The sequence below is a fragment of the Thiobacillus thiophilus genome (assembly GCF_055378705.1).
In genome coordinates, this window is the sequence record NZ_AP042404.1 from 2478552 (window position 1) to 2491365 (window position 12814).

Annotated in this window: 17 protein-coding genes; 14 read left to right on the forward strand and 3 right to left on the reverse strand. The window is 61.5% G+C overall.

The annotated features are described in order from the left end of the window. Positions 1 to 142: 142 nt before the first annotated feature. A complete protein-coding gene (locus ACZ41T_RS12295; RefSeq protein WP_464921678.1) occupies positions 143 to 406 on the reverse strand; it encodes a hypothetical protein in 264 nt (87 codons plus the stop codon). On the opposite strand from ACZ41T_RS12295, the gene ACZ41T_RS12300 reads away from it, so the two are divergent. The 11 genes from ACZ41T_RS12300 (at position 405) to ACZ41T_RS12350 (ending at position 9635) form a co-directional block, all read left to right on the forward strand. Next, complete coding sequence (locus ACZ41T_RS12300) at positions 405 to 971, forward strand: hypothetical protein (protein ID WP_464921679.1); 567 nt, start codon at positions 405 to 407, stop codon at positions 969 to 971. The two genes, ACZ41T_RS12295 and ACZ41T_RS12300, sit on opposite strands and share 2 nt — an antisense overlap. Next, a complete protein-coding gene (locus ACZ41T_RS12305; protein WP_464921680.1) occupies positions 968 to 1138 on the forward strand; it encodes a hypothetical protein in 171 nt (56 codons plus the stop codon). Before ACZ41T_RS12300 ends, ACZ41T_RS12305 begins: the two co-directional genes overlap by 4 nt. A gap of 125 nt (positions 1139 to 1263) precedes the next feature. Beyond that, positions 1264 to 1524, forward strand: a complete 261-nt coding sequence (locus ACZ41T_RS12310) for an FmdB family zinc ribbon protein (protein ID WP_464921681.1) — start codon at positions 1264 to 1266, stop codon at positions 1522 to 1524. Positions 1525 to 1685: 161 nt separating this feature from the next. Then, the gene (aspS, locus tag ACZ41T_RS12315; RefSeq protein ID WP_464921682.1) at positions 1686 to 3476 is read left to right on the forward strand and encodes an aspartate--tRNA ligase; all 1791 of its coding nucleotides are present in this window, start codon (positions 1686 to 1688) and stop codon (positions 3474 to 3476) included. A 169-nt stretch (positions 3477 to 3645) separates the two neighbouring features. Beyond that, complete coding sequence (locus tag ACZ41T_RS12320) at positions 3646 to 3951, forward strand: DUF2322 family protein (RefSeq protein WP_464921683.1); 306 nt, start codon at positions 3646 to 3648, stop codon at positions 3949 to 3951. Further along, positions 3948 to 4388 (forward strand): dihydroneopterin triphosphate diphosphatase, encoded by a 441-nt coding sequence (nudB, locus tag ACZ41T_RS12325; RefSeq protein WP_464921684.1) that lies wholly within the window; start codon positions 3948 to 3950, stop codon positions 4386 to 4388. The genes ACZ41T_RS12320 and nudB overlap by 4 nt, the downstream gene beginning before the upstream one ends. Before the next feature lie 7 nt (positions 4389 to 4395). Then, positions 4396 to 5148 carry an endonuclease/exonuclease/phosphatase family protein gene (locus tag ACZ41T_RS12330; RefSeq protein WP_464921685.1) on the forward strand — a complete coding sequence of 251 codons (753 nt, stop codon included), beginning with the start codon at positions 4396 to 4398 and terminating at the stop codon, positions 5146 to 5148. A 96-nt stretch (positions 5149 to 5244) separates the two neighbouring features. Continuing rightward, positions 5245 to 6435 carry a cardiolipin synthase ClsB gene (gene clsB / locus ACZ41T_RS12335; RefSeq protein ID WP_464921686.1) on the forward strand — a complete coding sequence of 397 codons (1191 nt, stop codon included), beginning with the start codon at positions 5245 to 5247 and terminating at the stop codon, positions 6433 to 6435. 149 nt (positions 6436 to 6584) lie between these two features. Continuing rightward, complete coding sequence (locus ACZ41T_RS12340; RefSeq protein ID WP_464921687.1) at positions 6585 to 6821, forward strand: CopG family ribbon-helix-helix protein; 237 nt, start codon at positions 6585 to 6587, stop codon at positions 6819 to 6821. A 517-nt stretch (positions 6822 to 7338) separates the two neighbouring features. Next, complete coding sequence (locus ACZ41T_RS12345; RefSeq protein WP_464921688.1) at positions 7339 to 8367, forward strand: porin; 1029 nt, start codon at positions 7339 to 7341, stop codon at positions 8365 to 8367. Between the two features lie 428 nt (positions 8368 to 8795). After that, on the forward strand, positions 8796 to 9635 hold the full coding sequence (locus tag ACZ41T_RS12350; RefSeq protein WP_464921689.1) for an REP-associated tyrosine transposase: 840 nt from the start codon (positions 8796 to 8798) through the stop codon (positions 9633 to 9635). Positions 9636 to 9837: 202 nt separating this feature from the next. Here ACZ41T_RS12350 and ACZ41T_RS12355 read toward each other — a convergent pair whose 3' ends face one another. Beyond that, complete coding sequence (locus ACZ41T_RS12355) at positions 9838 to 10254, reverse strand: OsmC family protein (protein ID WP_464921690.1); 417 nt, start codon at positions 10252 to 10254, stop codon at positions 9838 to 9840. After that, on the reverse strand, positions 10251 to 10712 hold the full coding sequence (locus ACZ41T_RS12360; RefSeq protein ID WP_464921691.1) for a hypothetical protein: 462 nt from the start codon (positions 10710 to 10712) through the stop codon (positions 10251 to 10253). The genes ACZ41T_RS12355 and ACZ41T_RS12360 overlap by 4 nt, the downstream gene beginning before the upstream one ends. Before the next feature lie 120 nt (positions 10713 to 10832). Here ACZ41T_RS12360 and rplM point away from each other — a divergent pair, with 120 nt between their 5' ends. The 3 genes from rplM to argC all read left to right on the forward strand — a co-directional run bounded on the left by rplM (position 10833) and on the right by argC (position 12813). After that, positions 10833 to 11279 carry a 50S ribosomal protein L13 gene (gene rplM / locus ACZ41T_RS12365; RefSeq protein ID WP_464921692.1) on the forward strand — a complete coding sequence of 149 codons (447 nt, stop codon included), beginning with the start codon at positions 10833 to 10835 and terminating at the stop codon, positions 11277 to 11279. Beyond that, entirely contained in the window at positions 11276 to 11668 is a 393-nt protein-coding gene (rpsI, locus tag ACZ41T_RS12370) for a 30S ribosomal protein S9 (protein ID WP_464921693.1), read from the forward strand. Before rplM ends, rpsI begins: the two co-directional genes overlap by 4 nt. Before the next feature lie 116 nt (positions 11669 to 11784). After that, positions 11785 to 12813 (forward strand): N-acetyl-gamma-glutamyl-phosphate reductase, encoded by a 1029-nt coding sequence (argC, locus tag ACZ41T_RS12375; RefSeq protein WP_464921694.1) that lies wholly within the window; start codon positions 11785 to 11787, stop codon positions 12811 to 12813. Position 12814: the final 1 nt, after the last annotated feature.

Here is a 12814-nt window from a genome sequence, read left to right on the forward strand (position 1 = left end):
TAACGCTTGTCGTAGCGGGAATAGCGCTCGATGACATCGAGCGCATCGAGGTTATACGCGGCCCGGCGGGCACCAGCTACGGCGCAAATGCCTTTATGGGTGTCACCAACATCCTCACGCGCTTGAGCGCCGACGGCGCCCTCTATGTGGAGCCGGACTTGGTGACCACGGGCAAGGCCTGCTCAATGCCAGGGTCAGCGGCCAAACGCGCGCATTCAACTGGCGCCTCTCTGCCGGAACCCAGCTCGACGACGGCCTCCGGCAAGACATGCCCGACGATGTGCGCGAGCGTTTCGATGACTGGAAGAGCGAACTGCAACTGGACGCGAGGCAGGTACTGACCTTGCAGGCGGGGATCGCGCATACCCGCCAGAAGACCGACTTCACCCCCTGCAACCAGCACCATGGCCAATCCGGGCTGGACATTCGTGCAGGATGCGGACAGCGAGTTTTCTGCCGCGTACAGCCTGCCCGAGGAGTCTTACGGCGGCAAGCCGGGTATCGTCTCGACTATCGAACAACCAGGCATAACGTCAGTGCGCAGTGGCAGGGTCGCGTCAACAACGCGCAGTCGGATTTCCATTATTCCACGCCGGACACGATCGCCGAGGACTCGTGGCGCGTGTATGACAGTCGGCGCGCGCCTGCTCTACGACCGCTATGAAAACCTGATCGATGCGGCATGTGTTTCCGCGGGCGATGGCAATGACTTCATTTGCCAGTTCGTGAACCAGTCCAAGACGGTGGCCCTGCAGGGCGTCGAGTTTCAGATCGAATGGCGCCCGGTCCTCTCGACGCGTATTGTCATGGCCCCCGCCTGGGCACGGATCCGCAGCCACGACAGCAGCATCGCAGATTCCGCGCCGCCGTTCTCCTTCAGCCTGCTGCTGGACCGGAAAATCGCTGGCGCGCCAGCGCAGGGTATTACCACAGCGGGGCTGCGATCTGGCCCGGCGGCGGAAGCCGGGTGAGTGCATCCGATCGGCCCGATGCACGGCTGGCGTACCAGACTCGGGTGAACGGCCAGGCTGTTGAATTCTGGCTGACCGGCCAGAGCCTGCTTGGCGGGCAGATGGAATTTGAACAATTCCAGGAAGCCGAGCGCCGCTTCCTGGCGGGGGGCAGGGTGACGTGGTGATGCTGGCGGGGGCGGCTCTTGTTGCCTGCTGCCGGTGGCCTTGAAGCCCTGTGTCGCAGCCCCGATTGGGGTCTTGTGCCCTAACGGGTATAATTCCGCAACTTGTTGATTTGCCGGAGCGAATCATGCCGATTTACGCTTATAAATGTGTGTCCTGCGGCTTTGCCCAGGATGAAATGCAGAAGATATCCGATGCGCTGCTGACTGTGTGCCCGTCGTGCGGCAAGGCCGATTACGCCAAGCAGGTGACGGCGGCCGGCTTTGCGCTGAAGGGGACTGGATGGTATGCCACCGATTTCAAAGACGGCGGCAGCAAGCCCGTCGCAGCCAAGCCCGAAGCCCCCTCGCCCGCCTGCGGCACGGGTGCGTGTCCGGCGTGTAACTGACGGCGGTGGTCGCGCCGGGAAGCGGGCGGTGTGAGCCGCCCGCTTCTTTGTTTCCGGCTGGCTGATGGGGAATCTGCTGGTCCGTCGTGCGTTGGAAAAAATCGTCTCGATGGGCGCCGCTTCGGGTGAAGTGCGCCCCGGTATTTAAAATTAGGAAAAACATGCGTACTCATTACTGCGGTGCCGTCACCGCCGCCGACATCGGCAACAGCGTCACCCTGTGCGGCTGGGCGCATCGCAGGCGCGACCACGGCGGTGTCATCTTTATCGACCTGCGCGACCGCGAGGGCATGATGCAGGTGGTGATCGACCCCGACACCCCGGAAGCTTTCAAACTGGCCGAGGATGTGCGTTCGGAATTCGTGCTGAAGATCGAGGGGCTGGTGCGGCCGCGCCCGGCCGGCACCGAGAACCCCAACCTGCCGACCGGCATGGTTGAGTTGCTGACCAAAAAGCTGGAGGTGCTGAATCCCTCGCTGACGCCGCCGTTCCAGATCGACGACGAAAACGTCAACGAGAATATCCGCCTGCAGTACCGCTATCTCGATCTGCGTCGCGAGCCGATGCAGAAGAACCTCAAGCTGCGCTACCGCGTGTCGAAAATTATGCGCGACTACCTCGACGCGCACGGCTTCATGGAAGTCGAAACGCCGATGCTGACGCGCTCCACTCCGGAAGGTGCACGCGACTATCTGGTGCCGAGCCGCGTGCATGACGGCATGTTCTACGCGCTGCCGCAGTCGCCGCAGTTGTTCAAGCAGCTGTTGATGGTGGCCGGCGTCGACCGCTATTTCCAGATTACCCGGTGCTTCCGCGACGAAGACCTGCGCGCCGACCGCCAGCCCGAATTCACCCAGGTCGACCTCGAAACCTCGTTCATGGGCGAGGAGGCGATCATGAATCTCGTCGAGGGCATGATTCGCGACATGATGAAGCGTGCGCAGGACACCGACCTGCCTGCCGCCTTCCCGCGCATCAGCTACGCCGAAGCGATGAGCCGCTACGGTTCCGACAAGCCCGACATGCGGGTGACGCTGGAAATCGTCGACGTTGGCGATGTGATGAAGGAGGTTGCATTCAAGGTTTTCGCCGGCCCGGCCAACGATCCGAAAGGCCGCGTCGCCGCGCTGCGCATCCCCGGCGGCGCTGCACTCTCGCGCAGCGAAATCGATGGCTATACCGAGTTCGTCAAAATCTACGGCGCCAGAGGCCTCGCCTACATCAAGGTCAACGATGTCACGCAGCTCAATGAATCCGGCCTGCAGTCGCCCATCGTCAAGAACCTTTCCGAAGCGGCGCTCGCAGCCGTGATCGAACGCACCGGCGCGCAAAATGGCGACCTGGTTTTCTTCGGCGCCGACAAGGCAAAAGTAGTAAACGACGCCCTCGGCGCACTGCGCCTGAAAGTCGGCCATGAAAAAGCGCATATCGACGGCCGTGCCTGGGCGCCGCTGTGGGTGGTCGATTTCCCCATGTTCGAGTTCAACGAGGACGAGAACCGCTGGGACGCGCTGCACCATCCCTTCACCGCGCCCAAGGACGGCCATGAGGAGTGGCTCGCCACCGATCCCGGCCGCTGCCTGTCGAAGGCCTACGATATGGTGCTGAACGGCTGGGAAGTCGGCGGCGGCTCGGTGCGCATCCACCAGCAGACCGTGCAGGAAAAAGTGTTCGCCGCGTTGAATATCGGCGAGGAAGAACGCCGCGAGAAATTCGGCTTCCTGCTCGACGCCCTGCAATACGGCGCGCCACCCCACGGCGGCCTGGCGTTCGGACTGGATCGCCTGGTCACGCTGATGGCCGGCGCCGAATCCATCCGCGATGTCATCGCCTTTCCCAAGACCCAGCGCGCCTCCTGCCTGATGACCAACGCCCCCAACGTCGTTGACGACAAGCAGCTGCGCGAGCTGCACATCCGTTTGCGCAATGCGGTTGCGGATAAGGCGGCTTAAAACCTTTTTTGTCCGCGAAGGACGCAAAGGGGAAACAAAACCAGCTCCTTGCCCGTCATGACGAGCGGAGTGAAGCCATCCAGTATCAGTCCAACGACGCTTCTGGATTGCTTCACTGCGGTCGCAATGACGGTTTCATTGGGGTCCTTCGCGGACAAAGGATCTTGAAATGAACTTCGCCGACACCCTCAAAACCCTGCCCGAAGTCACTGGCGACAAGATCGTGCTGACCGACGCCACCGGCGTCGAGGTGGCGACCATCGCCAATGCGCCAGGCACCGCCGGCTCGTTCCAGGTGTATGCCCATCTCGCGCGGCAATACGGCGCGATCGACGCCGAGGCCGCGGCCGAAGGCCTGGCGATTTTTGCCGAGCACACCGAGGATGCCAGCCTGCAACCCGGCAGGCATCCGAACATCGACCGCCTGATCGCCATTCTGGCGACGGGCGCCCCGCTCTCTGCCCGCGTCATTTGATTGCATACAAGATCCCCGTCTCGGTTCTGGTCGTTGTCCACACGGCCGACGGCCAGGTATTGCTGCTGGAGCGTGCCGACGCACCGGGATTCTGGCAGTCGGTCACCGGCTCGCAGGAGGCGGGCGAAACTCTCGAGCAGACCGCAATCCGCGAAGTGCACGAAGAAACCGGGCTCGACGCCCGCGAGTTTGGGCTGACCTCGTGGGGTATCGAAACCCGCTACGAGATCTACGAACGCTGGCGCCACCGCTACGCGCCTGACGTGACCCACAATACCGAGCACGTGTTCGGCCTCAAGCTGTCCGCGCCGTTGCCCGTCAGGTGCGCGCCGCGCGAGCATCTGCGCTATATGTGGCTGCCGTGGGATGAAGCCGCCGAACGCTGCTTTTCGCCCAGCAACGCAGCGGCCATCCGCCAGCTGCCCACGCGCTTATAATGTGCTTATGATCCCTCCACTGCATATCGCCAGCTACAACATCCACAAGGGCCTGTCGCAATTCAACCGGCGGTTGACCGTGCACGAACTGCGCGACCGCCTCGGCGTCCTGGGAACCGACATCGTGTTTCTGCAGGAAGTGCAGGGCGGCCACAGCCTGCGCGCCAGCCGCTTTCAGCACTGGCCGAACCGCCCGCAGACCGAATTTTTGGCGGGCCACGTCTACACCGATTTTGCCTACGGCAAGAACTGCGTCTACGACACCGGCCACCACGGCAACGCTATCCTGTCGCGCTACAAGATTCTCTCCTGGGAAAACGAGGATATCTCCACCCACGCCTACGAAAGTCGCGGCATGCTGCATTGCGAAATCGAGGTGCCCGGCATGGCCGTGCCGGTGCACTGCATCAACGTGCATTTGGCGCTGACCGAAGGCGGGCGCCGCCGCCAGCTGGCGATGATCGCTGCGCGCGTGCGCAAGATGGTGCCCGATGGCGCCCCGCTGATTCTGGCTGGCGATTTCAACGACTGGCGGGTGCGTGCCGGCCGCTATTTTCAGGATGAGCTCGGGCTGGCCGAAGTGTTCGAAACCCACCACGGCAAGTCGGCGCGCAGTTACCCGTCCTTCCTGCCGATGTTCCAGCTCGACCGCATCTATGTGCGGCACTTCAGCATCGAGGCCGCGCACGTCCAAACCGGTAATGCCTGGCACCGCATTTCCGACCACGCGGCGCTCACCGCCAAGCTCAGACTGGCCTGATGGCCACGCGCAAGCTGGCCCGATGTGGGCGGCCCGCCGCCGGCTGGCGGCAGCGTGCGCTGGCATTCGCGATAATGGCGTTATAGATCAAAGCCGATGAAGGTGCCCCTGCGCACATTATTCTTTCGCGGTGTCGAGCTGGTTCCCGGCAACCAGCTGCGGCTGCTGCAAAGCGGCGCCGAATTTTTTCCGGCTCTGATCGCGGCGATCGACGCGGCGCACAGCGAAATTCATCTTGAAACCTATATTTTCAACGTCGACCCCAGTGTCGAGGCGGTGCGCGACGGCCTGATCCGCGCCGCCCGGCGCGGCGTGCGGGTGTGCCTGCTGATCGACGGCGTAGGCTCGCGTGAGCTACCGACCGCGTGGCTGGATGCGCTCAAAACGGCAGGCGTCAGCATGCTGCTTTATCGTCCGCTGGTGGGCCGGGGCTGGCGTTCCAATCCCAGGAACCTGCGGCGGCTGCACCGCAAGCTGGCGGTGATCGACGCGCGCATCGCCCTGGTCGGCGGCATGAATCTCATCGACGATTTCGAGCCGGTGCGCTTCGATGCGCCACGGCTCGACTTCAGCGTCGAAGTGCAGGGGCCGCTGCTTGCCAATATTCACCAAAGCGTGCGTCGCCTGCGGCGGCTGGTGGCATTGACCCAACTGCAGCCAGGCGAGCGCAGCGCCCCGCCGATCCGGCCGTCCTGGCCGACCGATGGCCGCATGCGCGCCGCTTTCGTCGTGCGCGACAACTTCGCCCATCGCCGCGACATCGAGCGGGCCTACCTCGCCGCGCTGGCGCTGGCACACGACGAAATCATTCTCGCCAACGCCTATTTCCTGCCCGGCTACCGCTTCAGAAAACTGCTGAAAAATGCCGCCATGCGTGGCGTTCGGGTGCACCTGCTGGTGCAGGGCCACACCGACCATCCGTTTTTTCAGGCCGCCGCACGCGCCCTCTATCGCGACCTGCTCACTGCCGGCGTGGTTATTCACGAATACCAGGCCAGCGAGCTTCATGCAAAAGTGGCCGTGGTTGATCGCCACTGGGCCACCGTGGGCTCCAGCAACATCGACCCGTTCAGCCTGCTGCTGGCGCGCGAGGCCAACATCGTCGTCGACGACGCGGCCTTCGCGGGCGACCTGCGGCAGCGCCTGCGCCACGCCATCGGCCAGTCTGTTCTGCTCGACGCAGCCGACTGGCAGCGCCGTCCCTGGCCGCATCGCATGCTGTCGTGGCTGGCCTACGGCGGCGTGCGGCTGATGGTGGGGCTGTCCGGCGTCGGGCGCTGGGTTTGATGCGGATGGCAGGGGCATTCTTTTGTAAGAGAAGAGCCCCGCCTCGGAGCGATCTCCATTTTGAAAGCCCGGTTCGCCCATGCTATGCTGCATTTGTATACAACGTCATAATGGAGGACGGAGGACGTGTAGCGTGGAGGACAGAGCGCATGGCTACGACAGTGCTGACATTACGCGTCCGCGAGGAGACCAAGGCAAAGCTCGACAAGCTCACGCAAGCCACCCATCGCTCAAAATCGTTTCTGGCGGAAGAGGCCATCGCGCGATACATTGACCTGGAAGCTTGGCAAATTGGCGAAATCGGGCAGGCAATTCAGGAAGCCGATCACGGCGATTTTGCATCCCCATCCGATCTTTCGGATCTGTTGAAGGAATATGCAGATTAAGTAGTTAAGTTAAATTAAATGGCTGCGGCGCACCCTGCACAACCTCTGAACAAGAGGCGGCTCATCTTTGCACGTGACAATCCTCGAGCCGCTGCCGCACTGGTTTCACAAAACAGATGAGGCCCCGTTTTTTTGGCCCGGCATCCCGACATGGGGCCGTCCGGGGCGGGTGCCTGGGACGCGCGAATTGATGTTGCCGCATTTCTCTTGCGTCATCCCCTGTCGGGTCCGGGAACAGCGGGTCGAGATTCTCTCGCGTATTCTACACCGCGCGAAAATGGCCGCAGGGATTTGACGTAAAACAAGCGCCTTCGCTTTGATCCTGTTGTCCTGTTGTCTTCGTGCAACAAAACAACACTTTTTCCGCCAAGGAACGGAAAAAACAACAGCTTTGCTTGCCGGCCCGGCCCGGGTCTGGATAATCGATCATGTCCCCCAAGCACATATCCGTGCAGGACAGTTTTGCAGAGCTTCAACCATATAACGGTTTCTGTTTTTACTTTCTTAGGAGAAAGCAATGAAAAAATCACTGATCGCCCTGGCCGTTGCCGGTGTCGTTTCCGCTCCCGCTTTTGCGGCCACCTCCAACGTTGATGTGTATGGCTTATTGAATGGATCCGTGTCCTATGTCAACGACCAGTCCTCCAACATCAATGACGTTCAAGTCTCCTCCACCGGCAGCCGCATCGGCTTCAAGGGTGCTGAAGATCTGGGTAGTGGCCTGAAAGCCATTTGGCAGTTTGAATCCGGCGTCAACATAGACGAACAGAGCGGCACCTGGACCAGCCGCAACAGCTTCGTCGGCCTCGGTGGCGGCTTCGGTACGGCTCTGCTCGGTAACCACGACACCCCGCTGAAAATGGTGGGTCGCACCGTCGACCTGTTCGGCGACACCATCGGTGACTCGCGCAACGTCATGGGCGGCGGTTCCGACACTCGCGCCAAGAACGTCGTGGCCTACATATCGCCGTCCTTCAGCGGCTTTGACATCATTGCTGCCTACTCCACCGATCTGAATGTGTCGGGGAGCGCAGGTGATGCAGATAATAGCAGCGTCTACAACCTGAGCGCCACCTACAAGAACGGCCCCCTGTACCTGGGCCTGGGCTACGGCGACGGCGACGGCCATGAGAAAGCCGGTTTCGGCAAACACTGGCGTGCTGCTGCCGGCTTCACCATGGGCTCCCTGAAGTTCGTTGGCCAGTACGACACGCGTGATGACGACAACTCTATTGCCTCAGTGGCAGCGAATCAGAACGGTGATTACGACGCATGGATGGCAGGCGTTTCCTACGCCATGGGCGCGATCACCCTCAAGGGCAACTACATGGACGGCGATTACGACGGCGCCGGTGCGGCTGATCCCAAGCAGTTCAACGTTGGCGCTGATTACGCCATGTCGAAGCGCACCAAGCTCTATGTCGTGTACACCGACGGCGAGAACGTTACGCTCGGCAGCGGCGCGGGCTCTTCCGACCAGATCACCTCCGGCGTTGCTGGCGGCGACGTCAGCGGCGTGTCGCTGGGTATGGTTCACACCTTCTAATTCGACGCCGGGGCAACCCGGTTTGAATGACGAAGCTGAAACGGGCTCCCACAGGAGCCCGTTTTTTTATGGGTGCGCCCGGCAGGGCGCACTTACTTGGAGGTGAAAGTCCTCTACTCGCCCGACAAGGGGAAGAGTTAGCTGAACGGCAAGGGTGTCGCGGGCGACTGCGAATCTGGAGGAAGCCGGAAGCAAAGCGCTGGCCTGACGAACAGGAAGCGGATACGAGGCGGCGCAGCTGGGTGAGATGTCCCATATCATCAAAGCCCGATACTTGTACGGAACGCTGCGACGTAAATCCGACAGGCATAAGCGTGAAGGTGAGTGCGCAAGTAGTAACGGGGTTAGGTCTAGTAACGGGGTCAGGTCTAAGAAGGTAACGGGGTCAGGTCTAGATAAGTAGCTTTCGCTCTGCTATTGTTCGTTCCATGTCCCGCCCCGTTCGCATAGAGTTTCCTGATGCGCTTTACCACGTGACCGCACGAGGTGATCGGCGGGAGGCCATTTTTGACGATAACCAGGATCGTCGGATGTTTCTTGCTACGCTGGAGCAGGTGATTAGCCGGTTCAACTGGGTGTGTCATGCCTGGTGCCTGATGGATAACCACTATCATCTGCTGATTCAGACGCCGGACGGGAATCTGTCTAAGGGGATGCGCCAACTCAACGGTGTTTACACTCAGGCCAGCAACCGGCGGCACCGGCGTGTGGGCCACCTCTTTCAAGGGCGATTCAAGGCTATCCTAGTTGACGGTGACGCATATCTGCTTGAGTTGACGCGTTATGTGGTGCTTAACCCTGTTCGCGCCAGCATGGTTGGCAACCCAGCGGACTGGCCATGGAGCAGTTACCGGGCAAGTGTGGGTCTTGAGCCGGCTACGCCCTGGTTGGCTGTGGATGGTTTGCTGGCGCAATTTGCCGAGCAACGTGGCCGGGCGCAAGCGCGCTATGCGCAGTTTGTAGCGGACGGCATCAAGGCGGTTTCTCCGTGGACGGGCTTGAAGGGGCAGGTGTTTCTGGGCGATGAGCAGTTCGTGCAACGCATGCAGGCCAGCATGCGAGTTGATGCACGGGAGGATGCTCAGATTCCCATCGCGCAACGCCGTCCACAGCCAGCTCCATTGCAGGAAATCGAGCGAGGCGCAGCAAACAGAAATGAGGCTATCGTGACGGCCTATGCGACAGGAGCCTACTCTTACCAACAAATTGCCAACCACTTCGGGATGCATTTCACGACGGTGGGTGGGATTGTCAGGAGGGGCGGGTAAGCGGGTGAGTAACTCATCATTTCTAGACCTGACCCCGCGATCTGTGACCCCGCGGTCTGACCCCGCGGTCTGACCCCGCGGTCCACATCATTTCTAGACCTGACCCCGCGGTCGACCTTTCTAGACCTGACCCCGCGGTCTTGACCCCGCGGTCTGACCCCGGAGCGCCGGGTGCGGGCGCGCGAAACAGGCCTCGATCCAGTCAGGCTTCCTGAATCTCAAAATCGTGCGTCATGACGGCCGTTTTGCCCAGCATGATCGAGGCCGAGCAGTATTTCTCGGCCGACAGGTGCACGGCCTGTTCGACGCGCTTGGGGTCGAGTGCCTTGCCGCTGACGGTGAAGTGGACGTGGATTTTGGTGAACACCTTGGGGTCGGTGTCGGCGCGCTCGGCTTCGATGTCGGCGACGCAGTCGGTGACCTGCTGGCGGCTTTTACGCAGGATGAGGACGACGTCGAAGGCGGAGCAGCCGCCCAGCCCCAGCAGCAGCATTTCCATCGGGCGCACGCCGAGATTCCCGCCGCCGGATTCGGGGGAGCCGTCCATGACGACGCTGTGGCCGGATTCGCTCTGGCCGACGAAGCTGACGCCTTCGATGAGTTTGACGCGGGCTTTCATGGGGTTCCTTCAGCAAAAATCGAGCGGAGTTTGTACCACAAAATCCCCAGCCATTCGTGCAGGGCGAAGGTGCTGTCGCGCAGGCCGGCGGGGGTGGGCAGGAGGTCGAGGATGGAGTCGATGCGGGTGCCGGAAAACTGGAGGCCTGTGGGGATGACGTTAAGCCCTTGCGATTCGAGCAGCGGCACGGCGCAGGTGCCAGGCGTGGGTGCCAGCACGATGCGCCGGATGTTGTGTCGTTTCAGGAGCGGGGCGCTTATTTCCAGGCTTTTCTGCAACAGCCCGCCGACCCAGGATGTGGACAGGGCGTATAGTGCGCCGGTGGCGAGCACGATCGGCGACGTGGCCAGCCGCGGCCTGCGACACTGTAAGATCAGTCCTGCGGCCAGCAACAGCGCCGATATTGAAGGCGGCAACAAGGCTGCGGCAACAAGATTTGTAGCAAGCCAGACGGTCATGGCAAGGATTGTATGCCAGCGCGGTATTGAATGAATATCGCATACAGTGTTTGACTTGCCTTGGGCGGGCAGTTAGAATTCCCGGCTTTCCGAGATTGTCCTCTGTGTAGAGGTTGGGTCATGAAAACGTTTTCCGCTAAAGGGCATGAAGTCAAACGCGACTGGTTCGTGATTGATGCCGATAACAAAGTGCTGGGTCGCCTGGCTTCCGAGATTGCCCACCGCCTGCGCGGCAAGCACAAGCCCGAGTTCACTCCTCACGTCGATACGGGCGACTACATTGTCGTGGTCAACGCGGGCAAGATGCGCGTGACCGGCAACAAGGAAACCGACAAAGTCTATTACCGTCACTCGGGTTACCCGGGCGGCCTCTACGAAACGACCTTCGGCAAGATGCAGGAGCGTTTCCCCGGTCGTGCGCTGGAAAAAGCAGTCAAGGGCATGCTGCCCAAAGGCCCGCTTGGCTACGCCATGATCAAGAAGATGAAAGTTTACGCGGGCGCGGATCATCCGCACGAGGCGCAACAGCCCAAGCCGCTCGACATTAACGTTAAGGCCGCATCATGATCGGTAACTACAATTACGGTACGGGGCGTCGCAAATCGTCGGTTGCCCGGGTGTTCCTCAAAGCCGGCAGCGGCAAGATCGTCGTCAACGACAAGCCGGTCGACGAGTATTTCTCCCGCGAAACCGGCCGCATGATCGTGCGCCAGCCCCTGGTGCTGACCGACAACCTGAATTCGTTCGACATCATGGTCAACGTGGCTGGTGGCGGCGAATCCGGTCAGGCCGGTGCGGTGCGCCACGGCATTACGCGCGCGCTGATCGACCTGAACGCCGAGATGAAGCCCACGCTGAAAGCGGCAGGCCTGGTGACCCGCGATGCTCGCGAAGTCGAACGGAAGAAAGTCGGCTTCCACAAGGCGCGTCGCCGCAAGCAGTTCTCCAAGCGCTGATCTTACTGGAAGCATCGAAAAAGCCGTCCGATTGGGCGGCTTTTTGTCGTTGTCATTCTTGGATCAACCATAGCGCTGCCTTACAATGACAGCCATTCTTTGCAAGGAAATCAACCATGATCAAAGTGGGTATTGTGGGCGGCACGGGCTACACCGGGGTCGAATTGCTGCGGCTGCTGACGCGTCATCCGCAGACGGAGTTGAAGGCCATTACGTCGCGCAAGGAAGCCGGGATGCCGGTTGCGGACATGTTCCCCAACCTGCGCGGACGGGTGAAGCTGGCGTTTTCCACGCCGGAAGAGGCCGGGCTGGAAAACTGCGACGTGGTGTTCTTCGCCACCCCCAACGGTGTGGCGATGCAGCAGACGCGCGCGCTGCTCGATGCCGGCGTCAGGGTGATCGACCTGGCGGCGGACTTTCGCATCAAGGACATTGCGGTGTGGGAGCAGTGGTACAAGATGAAGCATGTCTGTCCGGATCTGGTGGCCGAGGCGGTGTACGGCCTGCCCGAGATCAACCGCACCGCCATCCGCGGCGCGCGGCTGATCGCCAACCCGGGCTGCTATCCGACGGCGGTGCAGCTTGGTTTCCTGCCCTTGCTGGAAGCCGGCGCGGTCGACACCGGTTTTCTGGTGGCGGACGTCAAATCGGGCGTGTCCGGTGGCGGGCGCAAGCCGGAAACTCACCTCCTGTTTGCCGAAGCGGCGGACAACTTCAAGGCCTACGCCGTCGGCGGCCACCGCCACTGGCCGGAAATCAAGCAGGGGCTGGAGCACTTCGCCGGCAAGCCGGTGGACTTTACTTTCGTGCCGCACCTGACGCCGCTGATTCGCGGCATCCATGCGACGCTGTATGCGAAGGTCAGCACCGATATCGACCTGCAGAACCTGTTCGAGCAGCGCTATGCCAGCGAGGCATTCGTCGACGTGATGCCCGCAGGCAGCCATCCGGAAACCCGTTCGGTACGCGGTGCCAACATCTGCCGCATCGCGGTGCACCGGCCGCAGGGCGGCGACACCGTGGTGGTGCTGTCGGCGATCGACAACCTGGTCAAAGGCGCGGCCGGGCAGGCGGTGCAGAACATGAACATCCTGTTCGATCTGCCCGAGGATACCGCGTTGGCTGACGTGGGCATGCTGCCTTGAA

Coding starts and splice junctions, on each gene's coding strand:
- ACZ41T_RS12350 (WP_464921689.1), top strand. CDS start 8,796: ATGTCCCGCCCCGTTCGCATAGAGTTTCCTGATGCGCTTTACCACGTG.
- ACZ41T_RS12310 (WP_464921681.1), top strand. CDS start 1,264: ATGCCGATTTACGCTTATAAATGTGTGTCCTGCGGCTTTGCCCAGGAT.
- aspS (WP_464921682.1), top strand. CDS start 1,686: ATGCGTACTCATTACTGCGGTGCCGTCACCGCCGCCGACATCGGCAAC.
- clsB (WP_464921686.1), top strand. CDS start 5,245: ATGAAGGTGCCCCTGCGCACATTATTCTTTCGCGGTGTCGAGCTGGTT.
- ACZ41T_RS12340 (WP_464921687.1), top strand. CDS start 6,585: ATGGCTACGACAGTGCTGACATTACGCGTCCGCGAGGAGACCAAGGCA.
- argC (WP_464921694.1), top strand. CDS start 11,785: ATGATCAAAGTGGGTATTGTGGGCGGCACGGGCTACACCGGGGTCGAA.
- ACZ41T_RS12355 (WP_464921690.1), bottom strand. CDS start 10,254: ATGAAAGCCCGCGTCAAACTCATCGAAGGCGTCAGCTTCGTCGGCCAG.
- ACZ41T_RS12320 (WP_464921683.1), top strand. CDS start 3,646: ATGAACTTCGCCGACACCCTCAAAACCCTGCCCGAAGTCACTGGCGAC.
- rplM (WP_464921692.1), top strand. CDS start 10,833: ATGAAAACGTTTTCCGCTAAAGGGCATGAAGTCAAACGCGACTGGTTC.
- ACZ41T_RS12330 (WP_464921685.1), top strand. CDS start 4,396: ATGATCCCTCCACTGCATATCGCCAGCTACAACATCCACAAGGGCCTG.
- ACZ41T_RS12300 (WP_464921679.1), top strand. CDS start 405: ATGGCCAATCCGGGCTGGACATTCGTGCAGGATGCGGACAGCGAGTTT.
- ACZ41T_RS12360 (WP_464921691.1), bottom strand. CDS start 10,712: ATGACCGTCTGGCTTGCTACAAATCTTGTTGCCGCAGCCTTGTTGCCG.
- ACZ41T_RS12345 (WP_464921688.1), top strand. CDS start 7,339: ATGAAAAAATCACTGATCGCCCTGGCCGTTGCCGGTGTCGTTTCCGCT.
- ACZ41T_RS12295 (WP_464921678.1), bottom strand. CDS start 406: ATGGTGCTGGTTGCAGGGGGTGAAGTCGGTCTTCTGGCGGGTATGCGC.
- rpsI (WP_464921693.1), top strand. CDS start 11,276: ATGATCGGTAACTACAATTACGGTACGGGGCGTCGCAAATCGTCGGTT.